Source organism: Hymenobacter canadensis, assembly GCF_027359925.1.
Lineage (GTDB): Bacteria > Bacteroidota > Bacteroidia > Cytophagales > Hymenobacteraceae > Hymenobacter > Hymenobacter canadensis.
The window spans coordinates 250,144-271,891 of sequence record NZ_CP114767.1 but is presented as its reverse complement, the minus strand read 5'-3'; the positions used below and the strand labels follow the sequence as shown (position 1 = coordinate 271,891).

The 21,748-nt window shown below is 60.8% G+C and carries 19 protein-coding genes; 9 read left to right on the top strand and 10 right to left on the bottom strand.

The annotated features are described in order from the left end of the window. The first annotated feature begins 62 nt into the window (after window positions 1–62). Window positions 63–1,016, top strand: a complete 954-nt coding sequence (locus O3303_RS01220; RefSeq protein WP_269560249.1) for a hypothetical protein — start codon at window positions 63–65, stop codon at window positions 1,014–1,016. 134 nt (window positions 1,017–1,150) lie between these two features. Here O3303_RS01220 and O3303_RS01215 read toward each other — a convergent pair whose 3' ends face one another. After that, on the bottom strand, window positions 1,151–2,260 hold the full coding sequence (locus O3303_RS01215; RefSeq protein ID WP_269560248.1) for a DUF6687 family protein: 1,110 nt from the start codon (window positions 2,258–2,260) through the stop codon (window positions 1,151–1,153). Between the two features lie 235 nt (window positions 2,261–2,495). Continuing rightward, a complete protein-coding gene (locus tag O3303_RS01210; RefSeq protein ID WP_269560247.1) occupies window positions 2,496–2,735 on the bottom strand; it encodes an HNH endonuclease in 240 nt (79 codons plus the stop codon). A 298-nt stretch (window positions 2,736–3,033) separates the two neighbouring features. On the opposite strand from O3303_RS01210, the gene O3303_RS01205 reads away from it, so the two are divergent. The 5 genes from O3303_RS01205 to O3303_RS01185 all read left to right on the top strand — a co-directional run bounded on the left by O3303_RS01205 (window position 3,034) and on the right by O3303_RS01185 (window position 7,892). Next, window positions 3,034–3,486 carry a hypothetical protein gene (locus O3303_RS01205; RefSeq protein ID WP_269560246.1) on the top strand — a complete coding sequence of 151 codons (453 nt, stop codon included), beginning with the start codon at window positions 3,034–3,036 and terminating at the stop codon, window positions 3,484–3,486. 144 nt (window positions 3,487–3,630) lie between these two features. Further along, window positions 3,631–3,939, top strand: a complete 309-nt coding sequence (gene trxA, locus O3303_RS01200) for a thioredoxin (RefSeq protein WP_269560245.1) — start codon at window positions 3,631–3,633, stop codon at window positions 3,937–3,939. 109 nt (window positions 3,940–4,048) lie between these two features. Further along, entirely contained in the window at window positions 4,049–6,394 is a 2,346-nt protein-coding gene (locus tag O3303_RS01195; RefSeq protein ID WP_269560244.1) for a TonB-dependent receptor, read from the top strand. Window positions 6,395–6,531: 137 nt separating this feature from the next. Beyond that, the gene (locus O3303_RS01190; protein ID WP_269560243.1) at window positions 6,532–7,365 is read left to right on the top strand and encodes a DUF4249 domain-containing protein; all 834 of its coding nucleotides are present in this window, start codon (window positions 6,532–6,534) and stop codon (window positions 7,363–7,365) included. A gap of 101 nt (window positions 7,366–7,466) precedes the next feature. Then, window positions 7,467–7,892 (top strand): lipocalin family protein, encoded by a 426-nt coding sequence (locus tag O3303_RS01185; protein WP_269560242.1) that lies wholly within the window; start codon window positions 7,467–7,469, stop codon window positions 7,890–7,892. 119 nt (window positions 7,893–8,011) lie between these two features. Here the strand turns inward: O3303_RS01185 and O3303_RS01180 are convergent, their stop codons facing one another. From O3303_RS01180 to O3303_RS01170, 3 genes are all read right to left on the bottom strand, one after another. Continuing rightward, window positions 8,012–8,833 carry a purine-nucleoside phosphorylase gene (locus tag O3303_RS01180; protein WP_269560241.1) on the bottom strand — a complete coding sequence of 274 codons (822 nt, stop codon included), beginning with the start codon at window positions 8,831–8,833 and terminating at the stop codon, window positions 8,012–8,014. Between the two features lie 145 nt (window positions 8,834–8,978). Beyond that, window positions 8,979–10,736: a signal peptide peptidase SppA gene (sppA, locus tag O3303_RS01175; protein ID WP_269560240.1), complete on the bottom strand. Its 1,758-nt coding sequence runs from the start codon at window positions 10,734–10,736 to the stop codon at window positions 8,979–8,981. 262 nt (window positions 10,737–10,998) lie between these two features. Then, the gene (locus O3303_RS01170) at window positions 10,999–12,330 is read right to left on the bottom strand and encodes a replication-associated recombination protein A (protein WP_269560239.1); all 1,332 of its coding nucleotides are present in this window, start codon (window positions 12,328–12,330) and stop codon (window positions 10,999–11,001) included. A 118-nt stretch (window positions 12,331–12,448) separates the two neighbouring features. Here O3303_RS01170 and O3303_RS01165 point away from each other — a divergent pair, with 118 nt between their 5' ends. From O3303_RS01165 to dinB, 3 genes are all read left to right on the top strand, one after another. After that, window positions 12,449–13,378: a DMT family transporter gene (locus tag O3303_RS01165; protein ID WP_269560237.1), complete on the top strand. Its 930-nt coding sequence runs from the start codon at window positions 12,449–12,451 to the stop codon at window positions 13,376–13,378. A gap of 70 nt (window positions 13,379–13,448) precedes the next feature. Beyond that, on the top strand, window positions 13,449–14,072 hold the full coding sequence (locus O3303_RS01160; protein ID WP_269560236.1) for a DUF6624 domain-containing protein: 624 nt from the start codon (window positions 13,449–13,451) through the stop codon (window positions 14,070–14,072). 52 nt (window positions 14,073–14,124) lie between these two features. Then, the gene (gene dinB / locus O3303_RS01155) at window positions 14,125–15,165 is read left to right on the top strand and encodes a DNA polymerase IV (RefSeq protein WP_434086419.1); all 1,041 of its coding nucleotides are present in this window, start codon (window positions 14,125–14,127) and stop codon (window positions 15,163–15,165) included. On the opposite strand, the gene O3303_RS01150 is transcribed toward dinB, so the two are convergent. The 5 genes from O3303_RS01150 to carB all read right to left on the bottom strand — a co-directional run bounded on the left by O3303_RS01150 (window position 15,155) and on the right by carB (window position 21,729). Next, window positions 15,155–15,829, bottom strand: a complete 675-nt coding sequence (locus O3303_RS01150; protein ID WP_269560234.1) for a sce7726 family protein — start codon at window positions 15,827–15,829, stop codon at window positions 15,155–15,157. The two genes, dinB and O3303_RS01150, sit on opposite strands and share 11 nt — an antisense overlap. Window positions 15,830–15,948: 119 nt before the next feature. Then, window positions 15,949–16,245 carry a hypothetical protein gene (locus O3303_RS01145; RefSeq protein WP_269560233.1) on the bottom strand — a complete coding sequence of 99 codons (297 nt, stop codon included), beginning with the start codon at window positions 16,243–16,245 and terminating at the stop codon, window positions 15,949–15,951. A gap of 686 nt (window positions 16,246–16,931) precedes the next feature. Further along, complete coding sequence (locus tag O3303_RS01140) at window positions 16,932–17,876, bottom strand: Rossmann-fold NAD(P)-binding domain-containing protein (RefSeq protein WP_269560232.1); 945 nt, start codon at window positions 17,874–17,876, stop codon at window positions 16,932–16,934. 10 nt (window positions 17,877–17,886) lie between these two features. Next, window positions 17,887–18,492, bottom strand: a complete 606-nt coding sequence (locus tag O3303_RS01135) for a hypothetical protein (protein ID WP_269560231.1) — start codon at window positions 18,490–18,492, stop codon at window positions 17,887–17,889. Between the two features lie 3 nt (window positions 18,493–18,495). Then, window positions 18,496–21,729 carry a carbamoyl-phosphate synthase (glutamine-hydrolyzing) large subunit gene (gene carB / locus O3303_RS01130; RefSeq protein ID WP_269560230.1) on the bottom strand — a complete coding sequence of 1,078 codons (3,234 nt, stop codon included), beginning with the start codon at window positions 21,727–21,729 and terminating at the stop codon, window positions 18,496–18,498. Between the last annotated feature and the right edge of the window lie 19 nt (window positions 21,730–21,748).

Sequence of the window (21,748 nt, the reverse complement as noted above, 5' to 3'; positions counted from 1 at the left end):
TTGCTTTGGAGCTTCGATTCATGGCTCGCAAAACCACTTTTTCACCTTTTATCCTCTGTCCTTTGAAACAATCTTTACTGTTAGTGCTGCTGCTGCCGCTATCCTGCTTTGCGCAGACCGGGCGCAACATGATGCAGATGAATCAGCAGTCCCGCCAGGATTTCAACCGCATGACGAGTCAGCGGAACCAGGATTTTCAGAACCGGCAGATGCTCAGGCCACGGGCGGGCTTGGGCGGCGGGCCAATGACGGCGGAGCAGCTAACGCAGGCTCAGGCCAAGCAGCAGCAGCTGGAGCAGGCCGCCATCGAGAAACTCGCGCAGCTAGCCCGGCAGCAGCAACAACGACGTGAACAGCATCCGGCTGCTAACCCCCAACAGGCCGCACTTCAACAGAAAAAAGACGAGAAGCAGCTGAATATTCTTACGGTGAAAAACTATCGCGAGGTATTTCTGCCCGGCCAAGTTGTCAATGCACTGCAGGCCCAGCAGCTCCCGGCCAGGGCACAGCAGAACCTGCGCAATCTGAACGAAAGCCTAACGGACAAATCGTGGTGGAAAAAGCAGGAAGGCGCCGGGTTGACGGCCAATCTTACCGCATACAGCGATACCCTTTCTTCACTGACCACGAGCTTGTTGGGCTTTGATTTGGCCTCCCCACCGGCCATGCCGGCCCCCTTCTCCCTCACGGGCCTTACCGCGCAGTTGGCCACCCACACCTTCGACCAGAATGCCGCTACCCAGCTCGTCAGGGATGCGGCACTGAGTGACAAACTGGTGGCGGGCGAGCAACTGGCCAAGGCCGTCAATAACTTTCGCAGCCTTAGCACCGCTGCCGTCCAAAGCCCACCTACCAATCCCAAAAAGTTGAAGGAAGACGTGCAAGCGAGCCTGCGCACAGTAAACAAAGAAATGGAGCGCTATTATGCACGCATCAGCGCCGCGCACGCTCTTACCGATGCCCAAAAAGCCTTATTGAAATCCACGTCGGATTACTTGGCTAAAAACCGCAAATAACCCACCAGCCAGCCGGCAACCGACGGGGTACACCAAACTGGTGTCCAACCAAATCAGTAGCAGCAAAATAGCCGCACCAGGCAGTAGGATGACCATTCTGCTGTCTGGTGCGGCTATTTTACACCGATATATGGCTAGGCCGAAACGGCCCTTATTTCCGCCCAGCTCCAGTACCGCCGGGGCTCGACACCAGCGTAGGCGGCCTCGAAAAATCGTACTACTTCCTGCTCCAGCACTTCAGCAGGAATAGACGAAGCGTATAGTGGGCGCTGGTCGGGGTCGGCGTAGCGTTGCGCTTTCGTGAGGCCTTTGCCGCTCAGGCGCAGCAGCGGGCCCGTGTCGGTGATACCGTCATGGGTCCAGCGGCGCGGGGTGGCTTCCAGCGCATTGAGGCGGGCGGCCAGGGTATCGAGCGGCAGGCGCGGCAGCGTGGGGCGACTTTCCAGGTCAATCCAGGTGGAGTATTTGTACTCGAATTCGTAGCGCTGGCCGTCGTACAGGCTCAGCACCATATCGGTGCCGCGGCTGGCGCTGAACAGGGCGTAGTACGGCAGCGGCTCCGGCGTGCGCACCACCGTCAGCCCGATTTGCGGGTAGCGCCGCACGGTGGTAGCGGCGCTGTGCAGCACGGCCACGGCCTGGAGCACCCTGCTGTATTCCGGTTCCCAGACGGCGCGGCCTGGCTCCGGGTTTTGCAGAATATCACCGAAGCGGGGCAGAAACCAGGCAAACTTCTCCGCCGAGGCCTCGTCTTCGCGGCGGCGGCGGGCTGGGGCGCCAAACGGCTCGTAGAACCGCGTTTTCTCTTCGGCATTCAGCCAGCACACCAACTGCAGCGCCTGGCGGGCCTGCGGGTGCTGCCAGTCCAGCTCCCGAAAGTCGCCCAGCGTAGCCACTAGGCGCAGCAGGTCCTCGTGCTGCAGCGCCAGCGCCGGATTCAGCAGCGCCCAGACGCCCACAAAGCCATCCACGTCAAAATGATTGGCCGTGACGGCGGCGGCGGCCAGCCCGGGCGTGTGAGGATGGCGCAGGGCCCGCAGCACCGAGCCCGCGCTGGTGTCGTCGCGCAACGGCGTGGGCGTGGCGGCCCCGCGCCAGTGCGCCAGCGTGAGTGCCGCCCCCAGTCCGGTGCTATCTACCACGATAGTAGGCTGCCGGCGCAGCTGCTGAAACGGAACGAAGTATCTGGGCTGCAAAGTGGGGTGATGAGGGGAGGATGAGGGGAGGATGAGGAAGAACGTCATTCCGAGCTTGCGAGGAATCTCGCGTGCTGACGTTGTGGGGCAAATCTACATGCTTGGCAACGTTGGGACGTGAAACGGGCTGCTCGCCCCCCGAAAATGCATAGCGGCCGCATGAGTACGCTGGCCTATCCGCAGATGCTGAACACGCCTCGCAACATCAGCACGCGAGATTCCTCGCAAGCTCGGAATGACGTTCTTCCTCATCACCCCCATCACTTCATCACCTGTCACCCCATCACCTTTTTCCGCGGCGGTTGCGGATGCGTTCTATTTTGCTGCGACGCACCCAGTGCAGGTATTTCTGCAGCTCTTCGGCGCCTTGCAGCAGCTCGATGGTGCAGTAGCGGCGGGCCAGCTCGCGGTTGTCGAGGAGTAGGTGCACGGTGCTGTGGCAGGGCTGGCAAAGCGCCACCGTAGGGCCGTGGCGGCCGCCTTCTTCGCGCGGCACCAGATGGTGCCGCGAAGTATGCTGCACTTCCCGCCCGCACAGGCCACAACGGGTTTCGGAAGCTTCAGCACGAGATTCTGAGCCGGGAAGCAAGGTAGTTTGACGACGGCGACGAGGCATAGACAGCCCTAGAACCGTTAAAAGCCAGCCCCGGTTTCCGGCTGCCAGGCGCAATAAAAAACCACAAAAAATAAAATACGGCCGTACGGCACGTGTCGAAATACTTCTATATTTGGTTGGGATAGAGCTAGTCAGCAAGCTGCATTCTCGATTTTTTCCCTTTTAGCATCTTCCTGCGATATACTTCACTTTTACCTTGTTGCCCATGCGCGTTTCTACTCTCTCTCCTTTCCATCATCTGTCGTCGCTGCTGCGGGGGGTGGGCCTGCTGGTAGCATTGTGGTGCCTGGCTCCTTCCGAGGCAAGTGCCCAGACCTGGATGGTTTCCACTGACCCTTACCTCAAGCTCGGCGTCATGGACAAGTTCGGGCAGCTGGGAGGCTACACCGCTAAGTTTGTGGTGACCAACCAAACCACCGGCAAAGAGTACATCCTGGTGAAGCAGGTAGCCGGCGGCCAGAACGGCGTAGACGTTATTTTTCCTTCTGAACCCTCGGAGCCCGACTATTTCAAAACCCAGACCGGCGAGGCAGCCCGGGCCCTGCCCGGGCGCTACAGCTGGGAGTGCCAGGTGAGCGGCAAAAAAGTGGTGGGCGGCAAATTCTCGCTGCCCGAAACCACCAACGACGTGTCCGTAATCGAGCAGAAGAAGCCATAGCAGCCCGGTAAGGGTCTGCCTGCAAAGGCCCGCAGCTTCGGCTGCGGGCCTTTTTTATGGCCGTTGTGTGCCGCCAGACGCCAGATTACGTATTAGGGCTTTGGCAGCTTTTGCCGCTCCTCTTTTACTTTGCGTCTTTCCATCATGCCCAAAAAATCCTTTTCCGAAATCATCAACAGCCCCGGCATGCCCGTGCTGGTTGACTTTTACGCCGACTGGTGTGGCCCGTGCAAAGCTATGGCGCCCGTACTGGAGCAGCTGGCCCAGCAACACCAGGGCAAGCTCAAAGTCATCAAGATTGATGTGGACCGCAATCCGGCGGCGGCCCAGCAGTTTCGCGTGCAGAGTATCCCTACGCTGATTCTGTTTCATAAGGGCCAGCCGGTGTGGCGGCAGGCCGGGGCGGTGCCGGCCGGGCAGCTTACGCAGGCCGTACAACCTTTTCTGAGCTAGCAGCCTCTTACGAGGCAGGAGCCGGACAATCGGCCAAACCATCCGGGCCGGGCCGGTGTTGGGCAGTGCGGGGCACGTACCTTTGCGGCCTCCGTCCTGCTTGTTGCTCATGCGCTACTTTTCGTATCTGATTGGTTTGCTACTGCTGTGGAGCGTGGCGGGCAGCTCCCCGGCGCAGGCCCAGGAGCGCTACCGGCTCAGCGGCTACATCCGCGACGCCAGCCGGGGCGTGCTGCCCGGCGCCTCAGTAGTGGTGCCGGCCCTGGCTGCCGGGGCCACCACCGATTCCACCGGCTTCTACTCGTTTCTGCTGCCGGCGGGCCGTCATCAATTGGTCATCTCCTTCATCGGCTACCAGAGCCAAACCCGCGACCTGAACCTAACGCGCGCCCAACGTCTGTCGTTCACGCTGGCCGAGAGCAGCAACACGCTGGGCGAAGTGGTGGTGGAGGGCTCCGGCACGCTGGAGCAGAAGCTGCAAACCACTCAGATGAGCGTAGAGCGCCTCACGGCCGCCGAGGCCAAGTTGCTACCCGCTTTGTTCGGGGAAGTGGACTTGCTGAAAACGCTGCAGCTCAAGCCCGGCGTGCAAAACGGCGGTGAGGGCACCTCCGGCCTGTTCGTGCGCGGCGGCTCCTCCGACCAGAACCTGGTGCTCGTGGACGATGCCGTAGTGTACAACCCGGCCCACTTGTTCGGGCTGTTTTCGGTGTTCAACCCCGATGCCGTACAAAGCGTGGACCTCTACAAAGGAGGCTTTCCGGCGCAATATGGCGGGCGGCTGTCGTCGGTGATTGATGTGAAGATGCGCGAAGGCGACAACCAGAAAATCGTCACCAGCGGCGGCATCGGCCTGATTTCGTCCCGTTTGACGGTGGAAGGCCCTATCGTGAAGGACAAAGGTTCGTTTCTACTGTCGGGGCGGCGCACGTATTTCGACGTTTTCACGCGCCAGATCAATAAGGCCAGCGAAAACAACCCCGACTACAACCCCATTCCCGACTACTACTTCTACGATTTCAACGCCAAAGGCAATTACAAGCTCGGCGACAAGGACCAGGTGTTTCTGAGCGGATACCTGGGGCGCGACGTCTTCGGGTTCGGCTCGCAGGGCGGCTTCGATTTCAACTTCAGCTGGGGCAACACACTGGGTGCGGCGCGCTGGAGCCACGTGTTCAACAAGCGCCTGTTTCTGAACACCACCGCCTCGTACACCAACTACAAGTACGACGTCACCAACAAGCTCGACCAGTTCAGCTTCAATCTGGCCTCTGATATCCAGGACCTGGCTTTGCGTTCCGACCTCGACTACACGCCCAACGACCGGCACGCTTTCAAGTTCGGGGCCCAGCTCATCAACCACCGCTTTGGCGTGGGCCGCCTGCAGGCCGGCTCCGCCGACGGCCGCCTGAGCATCGGCTCCGATGTGGCATACCGGGGCCTGGAAGGCGGCCTTTACGCCTCCGACAACTTCAAGGCCACCGACAAGCTGCAGCTGGAATACGGCCTGCGCCTGAGTGGTTTCCAGAGTGGCTCGAATAGCTACGCCGGGTTGGAGCCGCGCGGGTCGGCGCGCTACTCGCTCACGCCCAAAACTTCGCTCAAGGCCAGCTACGCCCTGATGTACCAGTACGTGCACCTCGTCACGAACTCCGGTGCCACGCTGCCCACCGATATCTGGTATCCGTCTAGGCAGTCGGTGAAGCCGCAACGCTCGCAGCAGGCTGCGGCCGGTGTGAGCTTCCTGCTCGGCGACGGCAAGTACCTGCTCACCAACGAGGTGTACTACAAATGGGCGCAGAACCAAGTCGACTTTAAGGATGGCGCGCAGCTGTTCGTGAATCCGGACCTGGACTCAGAGTTCCTGTTTGGCAAAGGCTGGGCCTATGGCAACGAGCTGTACCTGGAAAAGAAAACCGGCCGCACCACCGGCTGGATCGGGTACACGCTGAGCTGGAGCAAGCGCCAGTTTCTGCCCCAGCGCGGCACCACGGGCATCAACGAGGGCCGCGTGTTCTACCCCAGCTTCGACCGCCGCCACAACCTGACCGTAGTGGTGCTGCACAAGCTTACCGAGCGCCTGAACCTCACCGGCTCGTTTGTGTACACCACCGGCAATGCCACCACGCTGCCCGCCGCCCGCTTTGCCGTGCAGGACATCTTCGGCGGCGACCTGTCGGCGGTACCCGTATACCCTGACCGCAACACCTTCCGCCTGGCCCCCTACAACCGTCTCGACCTGGGGCTGGTGTGGAAGCTGAAGCCCAACCGCTGGGTGCCGGAATCCGACCTGACGTTCAGCGTATACAACGCCTACAACCGCCGCAACCCCTATTTCGTGTACTTCGACCAAGTGCGGGCCGGCGGCGAGGATACGCCCGTCACCAGCTACCGCGCCCGGCAGGTGTCACTGTTCCCGACCATTCCGGCTGTCACGTACAACTTCAAGTTCTAATCACGGATTCAACCGGATTTTTCGGATTTAGCTTCGCTGTCCTTCGGTTCACGGATTTTGTGAGCGGCTCGGTTTGGGCTGATTTCCTTCGTAGCTGACACCGCTTGCTTCTGCCCTTTTTGCTTATGTCTGGCTCTATGACCCGTTTTTCAGCTTTACGCACCACCGCCAGCTTGTTGACGCTAGCCGGCCTCACGGCTTCCTGCGACCTGGAGCAGAATATTGATGTGGAGCTGCCAGCCCTGCCAGCCCAGCTGGTGGCGGAGTGCTACCTCGAAGACGGCCAGATTCCGCGCCTCACCGTGACGGAAACCGTGCCCTACCTGGCCAGCCCCGAGCCCGTACTGCCTACCGACGTAACGGTGCGCCTCACGCTGGCCAACGGGCAGGTGGAGGTGATACGCTTTTTCCCGGGCGTTGACCCGGTGACGGGCAAAGGCTACACCCACATGGGCCGCCGCCCGCTGGTGGCGCGTCCCGGCGACGTTTTCAGCCTGGAAGTGGTGGACACGAAAGGCCGCCGCCTGACTGGCACGGCCACCGTGCCGGCGCGGGTGCCCATCGACTCGGTGGAGTATAAGTTCAACGACCTGCCACCAACCCAGCGCGAAGCATTCGTGCTCACCAACTTCCGCGACCCGGCCGGCCTGGGTGACTACTACCGCCTGCAGATTCACCGCGACAGTATTTCCGATGAGGCCGAAATCGACTACGATGTGGAAGACCGCCTCAACGATGGCCGCCCCTACACGCTCGGCACCAGCTACCGCTTCGACCCCGGCGACACGCTGCTGGTCACGCTCTACCACTTCGACCAGCCTTACTACCTGTTCCGGCAGTCGGTGAACGATGCGCGCAACGCTAACGGCAACCCGTTTGCGCAGCCATCGGCCATCAAGAGCACGGTGCAGGGCGGGTTGGGCGTGTTCACGGTGCTCAGCTACGACCGGAAGCAGATTATCATCCCGTAGCGGCCACCGCACGGCGGAAATAAAAATCCGGCGGCATACAACGTTCCTGCGCTAGACTTACTCTACGTTATATCCTTTCACTTTTATCTTTTTCTTCCCTTATGCGCCTACCCTACTTAACCCGTTTACTCTGCCTGCTGGCCGTGCTCAGCTTTGTCTTCAGCAGCTGCCAGGAAGACGACCCCACGCCCGCTTTCGGCCCCATCAAAACCCTCACGACCGGTAGCTGGCGCCTCGATGAAATCCGGGAAAACAACCAAGTTACCAGCACCGGCACCGGTATCAAAGACCGGTTCAGCCTCACGTTCCGCGCCGATGGCACCTACACCGAAAACCAGTTCGTGAACGGCACCACCTACGCCGGCACCTGGATGCTGATGAGCGGCAACACCATTCTGCACTTCACCGACCACAAAGGCGACGACCACCAGTACAACCTCGTCAGCATCTCCGACACCGGCCTGCAGTACGGCGCGCTCAACAAGAACAACCAGCAGGAAGTCTACACCTTCTCCGCCCAGCCATAATCAAGTGATTTTACGAACAAAAAAACGGCCGCTGCATGATGCAGCGGCCGTTTTTTTGTTCGCCTTGAAGCCGTTTCGGTCGCCAGCCGGCACAGGCTGAAGCCTATGCTACATGCGCGTTAGTCCTGCTGCGCGATGACGGCCTGCAGCAGCGCCGTGAGGCGGGGCTCGGCGGCGGCGGCTACGCGCAGGATGTCGGCTATTTCCACCCGCTTGAGCTTGCCCGGTGAGCACAGGTCGGTGATGACGCTGATGGCCAGCACCGGCAGCCCCATGTGCACGGCCGCAATGACCTCGGGCACGGTGCTCATGCCCACCGCGTCGGCCCCGATGGTGCGCAGGTAGCGGTACTCGGCGGGCGTTTCCAGCATGGGGCCGGGCACGCTCACGTACACGCCGCGCCGCACCTTATCGGCGAAGCCGAGGCTGCGGGCGGTCTCTTCGGCCTGGCGCAGCAGGCGGGCATCGTAGGGCTCCAGCATGTCGGGGAAGCGGGCACCCAGCTCGTCGAGGTTTTTGCCGATGAGCGGGTTGGTGGGCTGCAGGTTGATGTGGTCGTCGATGAGCATGAGGTCCGAGTAGTTCATGTCAGGGTGCAGGCCGCCGGCGGCGTTGCTCACGAACAGCTTCCGGATGCCCAGCATCTTCATCACGCGCACGGGCAGCACCACCTGCTCCATGGTGTAGCCTTCGTAGAAGTGAAAGCGGCCCTGCATCACCAACACTTTGCGGCCGCCCAGCTCGGCCGCCAGCAGGTTGCCGGAGTGGCTTTCCACCGTCGAAACCGGGAAGTTCGGGATGCTGGCGTATGGGATAGTGTGGTGAATGGTCAGGTCCTTGACCAGCGCGCCCAGCCCGGTACCGAGGATGATACCGAATTCGGGCTCAAAGCCCTGCAGCAGCGGGCGAATATGGTTGGCGGCTTCGTGGAGGTGTTGCATTGTGGTGGACATTGATAAAAAAACTGTCATCCTGAGCTTGCGAAGGATCCTATCAGGTCAGAACGTATCGTGAGAACAGCAAGCGTTGCAACGACTCGTTCCGGCGTGATAAGATCCTTCGCAAGCTCAGGATGACAGACGATACCTATTGAATATTCAGCTCAAACGGCATGCGGGCCTGGGCACCTTTCATTTCCGAGAGCTTCTTGTACTGCTCGTACACCGGAAACAGCGGGCCCATTTCCTGCTTCACCAGGCTCATGCGCACTTCCTCGTTGATGCCGCTGAAGATGTTTTCCATAAACGACTTCTGGCGTGGCAACGCCTGCAGCGTGTAGTCGCCTTCCTTGAGCTTGGCGCGGCGGGCCGCAATGCGCAACGCATCATCCATGGAACCCAGCACGTCTACGAGGCCACGGGCCTTGGCTTCGGAGCCCGACCATACGCGGCCGGAAGCGTAACCGCGCAGACGCTCCACAGGCATGTTGCGGCCCTGGGCAGCTTTGGTGGTGAAGTCGGCGTAGATGCGGTTGATTTCGTTCTGGAACTGGCTCTGCTCGAAGGGCGTGAGCGGGCGCGTGATGGTGGGGAAGTCCGAGAACTTGCCCGTTGTCACGCGGTCCGTCGTCACGCCCAGCTTGTCGCGCAGCAGCGGCTGGATGTTGGGCAGCACGCCGAATACGCCAATACTGCCGGTGATGGTGTTCGGGTGGGCCACAATGGTGTCGCAGCCCATGGCAATGAAGTAGCCGCCCGAAGCCGCCACGTCCGACATCGAGCAGATGATGGGCTTCACCTTCTTGGTAAGCAGCACTTCGCGGTAGATGATGTCGGAAGCCAGCGACGAGCCGCCGGGCGAGTTCACGCGCAGCACCACGGCCTTCACCTTGTCGTCGAGGCGGGCTTTGCGGATGGCTTCGGCGAAGCGGGTGCTGCCGATGCTGCTGCCGCTGCCTTTGCCGGTCACGATGTCGCCCTCGGCGTAGATGACGGCAATGCGGTTGCTGCCGCTGCTGCTTTCCTCGTCGTCGGCTTTGCTGTAGTCGGTGAGGCTCACGAGGCTCAGCTTCTCGTCTTTCTCCACGCCCAGCTTGCCCTTCATGTAGTCGAGGGCCTGGTCGTAGTAGCCGAGGTTGGTGACGAGGCCGAGGCGCTTGGCGTCGTCGGCGTTGTGCACCAGCATCGAGTCGCTGATGGTTTTCAGGCGCTGGGGCGCGATTTTGCGAGCCGTGGCAATGTGGCCCAGCATGAAGTCGTTGATGGAGTTCAGAAAAGAGGACGTCTGCAGGCGAGCCGAATCCGACATATTCTCGCGGAAAAACGGCTCCACGGCGCTTTTAAACGAGCCCACCCGGAAGATCTGGGGCTGAATGCCGGCCTTCTCGAACAGGTTTTTGTAGTACATCGTCTCGGAGCTGAGGCCGTTGAATTCCAGCGTGCCCTGCGGATTGAGGTAGATGCGGTCGGCGACGGACGTGAGGTAGTAGCTCTTCTCCGACTGCGCATCGGCGTAGGCCACCACAAACTTGCCCGACTTCTTGAAGTCCAGCAGCGCGTCGCGCACTTCTTCCAGCGAGGCCATACCGGCCTGCACCAGCTCCACGTTCAGGAAGATGCCCTTGATATCGGAGTCGTTTTTGGCGCGGCGCAGGGTGGCTTTCAGGTTGTCGAGGCCGATGTTATCGGCCTGGGAGCTGACGATGGAGCCAAACGAGGTGCGGCTTTCGCGCTCGGCAATCGGCTTGTCGAGCTTGAGCTCCAGCACCGAGTCGCTGGCCACGGTTACTTCGGTGTCGGACGAGGCCAGCGCGGCCACGAAGCCGATCAGCAGCACAAAGCCCAGCACCCCGAACACGAACAGGCCCGTGAGCGTGGCCAGCACGTACTTAAAGAATTGTCTCATTGAATCGCAGATGTTGCAGATGAAGGAGGATGACGCTGATGCAGACGGCGCAAGCGGCGTTTTGCTTTCGGTATAACAACCAGACGGCAAGTTATTGATTCGGCTGCCTGCGTGGCTTGGATTGGCGGCTTTTAAATCACAGATGGTGCAGATTTTTCGCTGATTACGCAGATGTAGGATTGATGTAAAAGCCGCCGGACCAGGGCTGTTCTATATCGATCCTACATCTGCGTAATCAGCGAAAAATCTGCAAAATCTGTGATTAATAGCCGTACTTCTCGCCCCAGAGCTGGCGCAGGCGCTCTTGGGCTTTGGCTTCGGCGGGGTTATGGCCGGGGAGGTAGAACACGGTCCCGCTGAGGGCCTCGGGCAGAAACTCCTGGTATGCGAAATTGCCAGGGTAGTCGTGCGAGTATTGGTACTGGCCGCCGTAGCCGAGGTCTTTCATGAGCTTGGTGGGGGCGTTGCGCAGCGGGATGGGCACCGGCTGCACGCCCTGCTGCCGCACCAGCGCCCGCGCCTCCCGGATGGCCTTGTAGCTGGCGTTGCTCTTGGGCGAGGTGGCGAGGTACACCACGGTCTGCCCCAGGATAATGTCGCCCTCGGGCATGCCAATCACGGCAATGGCCTGGAAGCAGCTCTGGGCCAGAATCAGGGCGTTGGGATTGGCCAGGCCCACGTCTTCGGAGGCCAGAATGAGCAGGCGGCGGGCAATGAACTTGGCGTCCTCGCCACCTTCCAGCATCACGGCCAGGTAGTAGAGGGCGGCGTTAGGGTCGGAGCCGCGGATGCTCTTGATGAAGGCCGAAATGACGTCGTAGTGCATTTCGCCGCCTTTGTCGTAGCGGGCGAGGTGCTGCTGGGCCAGTTGCTGCACGCCCTCGTCGGTGATGACAACTTCGCCGGTTTTGGGGTCGGGGCGGCTGGCTTCCACCACAATTTCCAGCAGGTTGAGCAGCTTGCGCGCATCGCCGCCCGAGATGGTGAGCAGCGCGCCGTACTCCTGCATGCGCACCTTGCGCTGCTGCAGCTGCGCGTCCTCGGCCAGGGCTTTGTCTACCAGGCCGGTCAGCACTTCCTTGCTCAGCGGCTCCAGCACGTACACCTGCGCCCGGCTCAGCACGGCCGGAATCACCTCAAACGACGGATTTTCGGTGGTGGCCCCGATGAGCGTGACGATGCCCTGCTCAACCGCGCCGAGCAGCGCATCCTGCTGGCTTTTGCTGAAACGGTGGATTTCATCAATAAACAGCACCGTGCCGCGCTGCTTGCGGGCGCGCTCTATCACCTCGCGCACGTCTTTCACGCCGGCATTCACGGCGCTGAGCGAGGCAAACGGCTTGCCCAGTTCCTGCGCCAGCAGGTTGGCCAGGGTGGTTTTGCCCACGCCGGGCGGGCCCCACAAAATCAGGCTGGGCAGACGGCCGGCGCTGAGGTAGCGGCGCAGCACGCCTTCGGGCCCGACGAGGTGCTGCTGCCCGGCGTATTCGTCGAGGGTGCGGGGACGGCGGCGCTCGGCCAGCGGCGCGTTGGCCGCGGCAGGCGGGATAAAGGCCGGCGTAGGATCAGAATCGAAAAGGGAACCGGTGGACATATTGGAGGGGGCGTAAGCTTCAGCTTGCGCCGGAAGGAGATGAAACGGCGTGGCCGTGGGTTTGCCCTAGTACGTATGGGTTACGGCGCAAGCTAAAGCTTACGCTACATTCGCCCCAATGAAAAATTCCGCTAAGGTCCACTCGGCCCTCTTTGTGGTGGCGCTGATCTACGCCGCCAACTACAGTATTTCCAAGGATGTGATGCCGCAGTACATGGGTCCGTTTGGGCTGGTGCTGCTGCGCGTGGTGGGCGCGACGGTGTTTTTCGGCATCCTGAGCCGGCTGGTGGCGCCGCAGGACCGCATCACCGGCCGCGCCGACCAGCTGCGGGCCGTGGCATGCGGCATCCTGGGCATCGGCTTGAACCAGCTGTTGTTCTTCTCGGGCCTCAACCTAACCTCGCCCATCAACGCCTCGCTCATCCAGACCATTGCGCCGGTCGTGACGGTGCTGGCCTCGGCGGTGCTGCTGGGCGAGCGGCTGACGCTGCCCCGGCTGGCGGGCATCGTGTTGGCGGGCGCCGGCGCGGCCAGCATCATCCTGAGCAAAGGCCCGGTGGCGGCCGGCGGGCAGGACGGACTGCTGGGCAACGTCTACATCCTGCTCAACGCCACCGCGTTTGGGGTGTACCTGGTGCTGGTAATGCCGCTGATGCGCAAGTATCACCCGTTCACGGTACTGGCGCGCATCTTTCTGGTGGGCGCCTTTATTGCGGTGCCGGCCGGCTGGCAGCAGGTGCAGCAGCCCGATTACGCCAGCTTCCCGGCCAGCATCTGGGCCGCCATTGCCTACATGGTGATTTGCCTCACGATTCTGGCCTACCTGCTCAACAACTGGGCCCTGAAATACGCCTCCCCCGCCCTGCTGGGGGCCTACATCTACCTGCAGCCGGCCCTGGCCGTGCTCATTGCCGTGAGCCTGGGCAAAGACGTGCTGACCTGGGACCGGGGCTGGCAGGCGCTGCTGATTTTCGGCGGTGTGTTTCTGGTCAGCCGCAAGCCGAAATCTGCCGTGCAGCCGGTACCGCTGGAGCCGGTGCAGGACTGACGAGCACAACCAACGGCCCCTAAGTTTGGCCGCTACTTCAGATAAACCGAGCCGATTTTAAGTTTCCCCCATGACCACCCGTCTGCTTGCTATAACTATGCTGCTGGCGGCCTGCACTCGGCCGACACAACACGCAGCCCGTTTTGCATCCCCGGCTCTTGCGGCCAGGCTCGACTCGCTCAGCGCCGCTGACTGGCAAGACCGTCAGGCCATTTTCGCAGTGTTCAGGCAACATGGATTTAAATCAACCGTGGCGGATACGGCCAACCGCTGGCTGCTGCGGCAGGATGCTGTGCGGCTGGCGACATTTCAGCAGCTGGAGCGCCACCACGGCTGGCCCGCGGTAACCCAGGCCGGTACCGAAGCAGCCGGAACTGCTTTTCTGTTGCTTCAGCATGCTCCGGATTCCGTACAGCTGCAGTATTTGCCCCGCGTAGAGGCCCTTTATGAAGCCAGAAGGCTGCCGTCCGCCGATTACGCCACTTACCTCGACCGGGCTCTGATCAATCAAGGGCTGCCTCAGCAGTATGGCACGCAATCGGCCCGGGTAGTGCGCCCTTTCGGCGAAACCATAGACTCGTTGTTGCCGACAGCGGGGTTCGACAAGCTGGACGAGCGCCGCCGTACCATGAAACTGGAGCCTCTACAGCGACAATTGCGCCCGGGCACCATGTATTTTAAGACCAAGCCGTAAGGTATCAGCCGTGGACACTTCGTCCGAAACCCGCAAAATCATTCACCTCGACATGGACGCGTTTTATGCTTCCGTGGAGCAGCGCGACAACCCGACGCTGCGCGGCAAGCCCGTGGCCGTGGGTGGCTCGCGGGCGCGGGGCGTGGTGGCGGCGGCGAGTTATGAGGCCCGGCAGTTTGGGGTGCGCTCGGCTATGCCTTCCAGCACGGCGCTGCGCAAGTGCCCGGAGCTGGTGTTCGTGAAGCCACGCTTCGAGGTGTATAAGGAAGTGTCGCGGCAGATCCGGGCCATTTTTGCCGAGTACACGCCCCTCATCGAGCCTCTTTCCCTGGATGAAGCCTACCTCGACGTCACCGAGAACCTGAAAGGCATTGCGCTGGCTACGCAGGTGGCGCGCGAAATCCGGGCCGAAATTCTGCGCCAGACCCAGCTGACGGCCTCGGCGGGCATCAGCTACAACAAGTTTCTGGCGAAGCTGGCCTCCGACCACCGCAAGCCCAACGGCCAGTTCGTGATTCGGCCCGAGCAGGGGCTGGCGTTTGTGGCGCAGCTGCGGGTGGGCGAGTTTCACGGCATCGGGCCGGCCACGGCGGCGCGGCTGAACCAGCTGGGCATCTTCAGCGGGCTGGATCTGCGGCAGCAGTCGGAGGCATTTCTGCGCCAGCACTTCGGCAAGGCAGGCGGGCACTACTACCTTATTGCCCGCGCCCAGGACCACCGCCCCGTCGTGCCCGACCGGGTGCGCAAGTCGGTAGGCTCCGAAACTACCTTCGCCGAAGACCTGCACACGCCTCAAGAGCTGCGCGAGGGCCTGCAGCCCTGCCTAGACTCGGTCTGGGGCTACTGCCAGCGCACCGGGCTGCTGGGCCGCACGCTCACGCTCAAGGTCAAGTACGCCGACTTCCAGCAGATTACGCGCAGCCGGACGCTGCCGGCGCCGCTGGCTAGTATGGCCGCTCTGGCTCAGATCAGCCAGGAGCTAGTGCAGGGCTGCCTGCCGCTGCCCAAGGGCGTGCGGCTTCTGGGGGTTTCGTTGTCCAACCTCGAAACGCCGGAAGATTTCATCGGCAAGCAGCTCACGCTCAGCCTTTAGACTTGGGCGTCTTTTTGGTAGGTTTGGTGGCTGCCGGCGCGGGCCGGGCTTTCTTGCGGGCGGCTTTGCGGGCCTGGCGCCGTTTACGTAAGCCGGCCAGCCGCTGCCGTTCCTCTTTGCGTTCGGCGCGGGCAGCCATACGCTCGGGCAAGCGCGCCATCAGCCGCTCGCGCACATATTGGGCGAGGCTGGAAAGAGGCACCAGCTGCGTGGTGCGCAGAAAATGCAGCACCTCCGCCCGGCGCAGGCTGCTTACGCCGTACAGGCCGCGGGCCAGCAGAAACTGCTTCACCTCTTCCAGCAGCAGCAGGCTGGCCAGCGGCGCGGGCTCCACGGTGGCATTGTAGCGGGCGGCGCGGTGCGGGCGCAGCTCCTCCTCTGCTGCCACCAGCACGCCCACCCAGTCGGGCAGCAGCGGCAGCAGTTTGGGCAGGTGCTTTTCCGTCACCACAAACGTCACGAAATCATAGACTTCACTGTAGCAGCGCAGCTGGTTGGGCACGCGCTGCAGCGTGTCGGCATCGCCTTTCACCTCGTAGCCGTGCAGAAAGTCCGGCGTGATGTGCACTACGTCGGCGCGGGTGGTGCCGGTGGGTAGCTCATCAATGTACACGCCACCCAACAGTAACGGGTAAAGTAGGGCTCGGATTTCCGGGTCATTCATAGGGGCCGGTTTGGGCTGGCTAAAGGTGCGAACGGCAGCGGGCATCGACAAGCAAAAAGAAAGCCCGACCGCAACTGGTGCGGCCGGGCTCAGAACAGAATCGGCCGAAGCCGTACTGCTTAGTTAGAATCGGTTTTCACTTTCCGCTTCTTCTTCTTGTCTTTCACTTTAGCATCGGCGGGCAGCGTGGTGGCGGGCGCTACGCTGGTAGCAGACTGCGTTTCAACGGTGGTCGTCGTAGAAGCTGGCATCGTGGTGGTCGTGGAATTGATGGTTCCAGTCGCCGGATCCGGCATCGTCGTGGTGGTGCTTTGTTGGGTCGGCACCGTAGTCGTGGTGGTGGTGTTGGTGGTCTGGGCGTTGGCAGCAGACATACCGGTTACGAGCACGGCGGCAATAGCAAGTAGCTTTTTCATGTAAGTCAAAATTGAAGGTGAACTACTCAAGTCAGCCGCTTGGCTGTCTTTTGAATAGCCTCTAACGCAACATTGCCCCTCATGGTTCAGACTGGGCTTCATATTGCCACCAGGGCTGCCAGCTCACCTCCACCCCAAATGCCGCAGTAAAGCCATGCAGCCAGCATCTTGCGCCAAATCCGGTCAGTGAAAAAAACTGTCCGATTCAGTCCACAAAAGCCCAGCCACACGCGTTTGGTGCCGGTTCAGGCAGCCGTATTTAGCCGGTAAAACCACCAGAAAGGCCGGGCTGCTCTGCGGGGCAGCCCGGCCTTTCTGGTGGCTGGACATCAAGTTTGGCTATTCCGGAAAGTTGGGGTTAGTGCGCATACGGGTGCGCTTGCGCTTCTCCTTCACTTTAGTCGGTTGCGGCTCAACCGGGGCCGGCGAAGCCATGGTTCCCTGCTGCAGGTCAGCAGCGGGAGGTGTTGGCTTGCGCACTGAGTCTGGGAGAACCGGCGTGGCGGGTGTGCTCGGAGGAGGAGAAACCGTTTGCGCGGAAGCAGCCCCGGCCAACAGTAGCAACAGGACGCAGACAGCTGGCATTTTCATGGCTAGGCAGTTAAATGAAGCGCAGGCGGGCGACAACCAGACAGCCCGTTAATATACATAAAAATCTATGTAAAATTCACTTCTCCTACCCGCCGCTACTTCAGCAGTTCGTGCAGCACCGTCTGCATAGAAATGGTCCGATTGCCGGCTTCTTGGATGATGAGCGAGCCGGGCGCGTCGAGCACGGCATCGGACACTTCCACGTTGCGGCGCACGGGCAGGCAGTGCAGGAACTTGGCGTCTTTGGTCAGGGCCATGTGCTCGGGGGTGAGCATCCAGGCGGGGTCGTTGCCCAGCACCTGTCCGTAATCCTGGTAGCTGCTCCAGTTTTTGGCCTGCACGTAGTCGGCTCCTTCCAGGGCTTTCTTCTGGTCGTACTCGATGCGGGCGCCTTTGGTGAATCTGGGGTCCAGCTCGTAGCCCTCGGGGTGGGTGATGACGAAATCCACCCAGTCGATTTCCGCGAACCAGTCGCAGAACGAGTTGGGCACGCACTGAGGCAGGGCGCGCACGTGCGGGGCCCAGGTGAGCACCACTTTCACGCGCTCCTTCTGCTTGGTTTCGGCCACCGTAATCAGGTCGGCGAAGCTCTGCAACGGGTGCAGCGTGGCGCTTTCCAGGCTGATAACGGGGACGGTGGCGTACTGCAGAATCTTGTTGAATACGACTTCGCCATAGTCCTCCGCCTTGTCCTTGAGGGTGGGGAAGGTGCGTACACCCAGCACGTCGCAGTACTGGCTCATCACCGCAATGGCGTCCTTGATGTGCTCCTGGGTGCCACCGTTCATCACCGCGCCGTCGGCCATTTCCAGGGTCCAGGAGTCGGCGCCGGCGTTGAGCACCCAGGCCTGCGCGCCCAGGTTGTAGGCCGCCTTCACCGAGCTGAGGCGGGTGCGCAGGCTGGGGTTGAAGAAGATGAGCCCAACAGTTTTGTTGCGCCCGATGTGCTGGTAGCCGTAGGGATTAGCCTTGATTTCGAGGGCTTGCTGCAACAGGGCCTTATAGTCGCCCGCATCGGCGAAAGAGGTGAAGTTTTTCATTGTGTAATTGTTAACCTCTTTTCCTTATCAAAAAGAGCTTTTGCTCAGTAGGAACCCATACATATACAAAGCTGCCAACTGGATAAGCTGAAAAGTATGCGTAGTAGTTGCCGGGTTTGTGGAGGTACTGATTTTCTACGAATTGTCTGCTGCACCGAAAGTCTTGCAGATTGCCAAATCCAGTTGAATTTATGTGAAGCTTATCTTCAGTATGGGCAGGTGTGGGTAGCCATTTTGAACGTTCGATTGACTGCAACGGACGTGTGGATTGACCATACTGCGCTTCCGTGAAGTTGGGTAGATTTTCAGTCGGAATAGTGATTAGTTTCTTCGAAGAGGAAACAGTGTATTCGTAGAAATCAAAAGCTTCACCATGATTCGTCAGTCCAATAAAGTCATGGCTACATTCCAAGTTCAAAAGCACATCTGGCTGGCCGAATAAGTCGTTTCCAGCAGTTTCTTTAGGCGGCTGCCGAAACCAAGCGCTATCAAAGAACAAAACGACGCAGATAAGAGAAATGAACAGGCCAAGTACAATACCTAAACCTGTTTTGAGGTAGCCTCTACTCGTCATTGTTTTGCTGCTGATTAATTGGCCATTCTGCTTGCCATTCAAAAACTACATCGCCTTATACTCGTTCCAGCTCTTAATCTTCAAGTCCTTCATTTCCAGCGAGCAGAAGGCTTGGATAAACGCCTTCGCCAGCCGCGCATTCGTCAGCAAACCGACGCCGAAATCCACAGACGTGCGGCGGATTTTGTAGTCGTTATCCAGCTCGCCTTTCGACAGGTTTTTGGGGATGTTAATGACCAGGTCGATTTTCTTTTCCTTCAGATAGGTCAGCACGTTAGGCTCCTGCAGCTCATCGGGCCAGAAGAGGAGGCTGCTTGGGATGCCGTTTTCGGCGAAGAAGCGGTGCGTGCCTTGCGTGGCGTACACGGTGTAGCCCTTTTTGACGAGCAGCGCGGCGGGCGCGAGCAGGGCCACTTTGGAGATAATGGGGCCTCCGGAAATGAGCACCGTTTTCTGCGGGATTTTGTAGCCTACGCTCAGCATCGATTTCAGCAGGGCTTCCTCGGCGGTATCGCCCAGGCAGCCGACTTCGCCGGTGCTCACCATATCCACACGCAGCACCGGGTCGGCGCCGGGCAGGCGGGTGAAGGAGAACTGCGGGGCCTTCACGCCCACGAAGGGCAGGTCGTAAATCCGCTCGCTTTCGTCGCGCTCTACGGGCTTGCCCAGCAGGATTTGCGTGGCTTTTTTGATGAGGTTGTTGCCCGATATTTTCGATACGAACGGGTAGCTGCGCGAGGCGCGGATGTTGCACTCAATCACCCGGATTTCCCCGTTTTTTTCCAGGAACTGAATGTTGAATGGGCCGCTGATTTCGTAGCGCTTGGCAATCTTTTCGGCGATGATTTTCAGCTTGCGGATGGTGCCCACGTACACCCGTTGGGGCGGGTAGTACATGGTGGCGTCGCCGGAGTGCACGCCGGCAAACTCCACGTGCTCGGAAATGGCATAGCTCACGATGTCGCCGTGGTCGGCCACCGCGTCCAGCTCAATTTCCTTGGCTTCCTGGATGAATTCTGACACCACCACCGGGTATTCGTCGCTCACCTCCACGGCGGTTTGCAGGAAGGCTTCCAGCTCGAAGGTGTTGGAAACCACGTTCATGGCGGCGCCCGACAGCACGTAGCTCGGCCGGATGAGCACCGGGAAACCAACTTCGCGCACGAAGGCGTTCATGGCTTCCAGCGAAGTCAACTCCTTCCAGCGCGGCTGCGCGATGCCCAGCTCGTCCATGATGCTGGAGAACTTGTGGCGGTTTTCGGCTTCGTCGATGCGGGCCGGCGCGGTGCCCAGAATGGGCGCGTGGGCGTCGGCCAAGCGGGTGGCGAGGTTGTTGGGAATCTGGCCGCCGGTGCTCAGAATCACGCCGCCGGGCTGCTCGAAATCCAGGATATCCATCACCCGCTCGAAGCTCAGCTCCTCGAAATACAGCCGGTCCGACACGTCGTAGTCGGTCGACACGGTTTCGGGGTTGTAGTTGATGATGATGGTTTTGTAGCCCTCGGCCGCTGCCGTTTGCACGGCCTGTACGCCGCACCAGTCAAACTCCACCGACGAGCCGATGCGGTACACGCCCGAACCCAGCACCACCACCGACTGCGCGGTTTCGCGCGTCAGGTCGTTTTCGGCGCCGTGGTAGGTGGTGTAGAGGTAGTTGGTTTTGGCCGGGAATTCGGCCGCCAGCGTGTCAATCTGCTTCACCACGGGCAGCACGCCCAGGGCCTTGCGGCGGGCGCGCACCAGCAGCTCGTCGGACTTCACGTCGCCTTCGCCCAGCAGCTGCACGGCAATCTGCTGGTCGGAGAAACCGGCCTTCTTCACGTCGCGCAGCAGCTTGGTTTCCAGGCCATCAATGCCGGTTGCGCGACCGGCGGCCAGCTGCTTGCCCAGCTCGAAAATGGTGTGCAAACGCTGCAAAAACCAGTGGTCAATCTTGGTCAGCTGGTGCACCTGCTCCAGCGTGTAGCCGGCCTCGAAGGCGCTGTTGATGGCGAAGATGCGCTCCTCGTTGGGCTCGCTCAGGAGCTGGTCGATTTCGGCGTGGTCGAGGTCGTCCTCGGGGCGGTTGGCCACGAAGCCGCGCTTGCCGGTGTCCAGCATCCGCAGGCCTTTCTGGATGGCTTCCTCGAAGGATTTACCGATGGCCATCACCTCGCCCACGCTCTTCATGGCGCTGCCAATCTGGCGGTTAACGCCCGCGAACTTGCCCAAATCCCAACGCGGCAGCTTCACCACCACGTAGTCGAGCGCCGGCTCGAAAAAGGCCGACGTTGTCTGCGTCACGCTGTTTTTCAGCTCGGCCAGCGAGTAACCCAGGCTCAGCTTGGCGGCCACAAAGGCCAGCGGGTAGCCCGTAGCCTTGGAAGCCAGCGCCGAGGAGCGCGACAGGCGCGCATTCACCTCAATCACGCGGTAATCCTCCGAAACGGGGTCGAGGGCGTACTGAATGTTGCACTCGCCCACGATGCCCAGGTGGCGGATGGTTTTGATGCCGATGGTGCGCAGCTTGTGGTACTCGCGGTTGCTCAGCGTCTGCGACGGGGCCACCACGATGCTCTCGCCGGTGTGAATGCCGATGGGGTCGAAGTTCTCCATGTTGCAGACCGTGATGCAGTTATCATACGCATCACGAACCACTTCGTACTCCACTTCCTTCCAGCCCTTCAGCGACTCTTCCACCAGAATCTGGTCGGAAGTGGTGAAGGATTTTTGGGCCAGCGTCCGCAGTTCGTCCATGTTGTTGGCGAAGCCGCTGCCCAGGCCGCCCAGCGCAAACGCCGCCCGCACGATGATGGGGAAGCCGATTTTCTCGGCCGCCGCCAGCGCGTCGTCCATCGTCGTCACGGCCACGCTGCGGGCCGAGAGCACGCCAATCTGCTCCAGCTTCTCCTTGAAAATATCCCGGTCCTCGGTGTCGATGATGCTCTGCACGGGCGTGCCCAGCACCTTCACGTTATACTTCTCGAACACGCCGGCGCGGTATAGAGCCACGGCGCAGTTCAGCGCCGTTTGGCCGCCAAAGGCCACCAGAATGCCATCGGGTTGCTCCTTTTTGATGACTTCCTCCACGAAGTAGGGCGTCACGGGCAGGAAGTACACGTCATCGGCAATGTTGTCCGACGTCTGCACGGTGGCAATGTTGGGGTTGATGAGGATGGTACGGATGCCTTCCTCCTTCAGCGCCTTGAGAGCCTGCGAGCCGGAATAATCGAACTCCCCGGCCTCGCCAATCTTGAGGGCGCCGGAACCGAGGATGAGCACTTTCTGCGGTTTTTCCATCTATCGTGTGCGGTGTGGT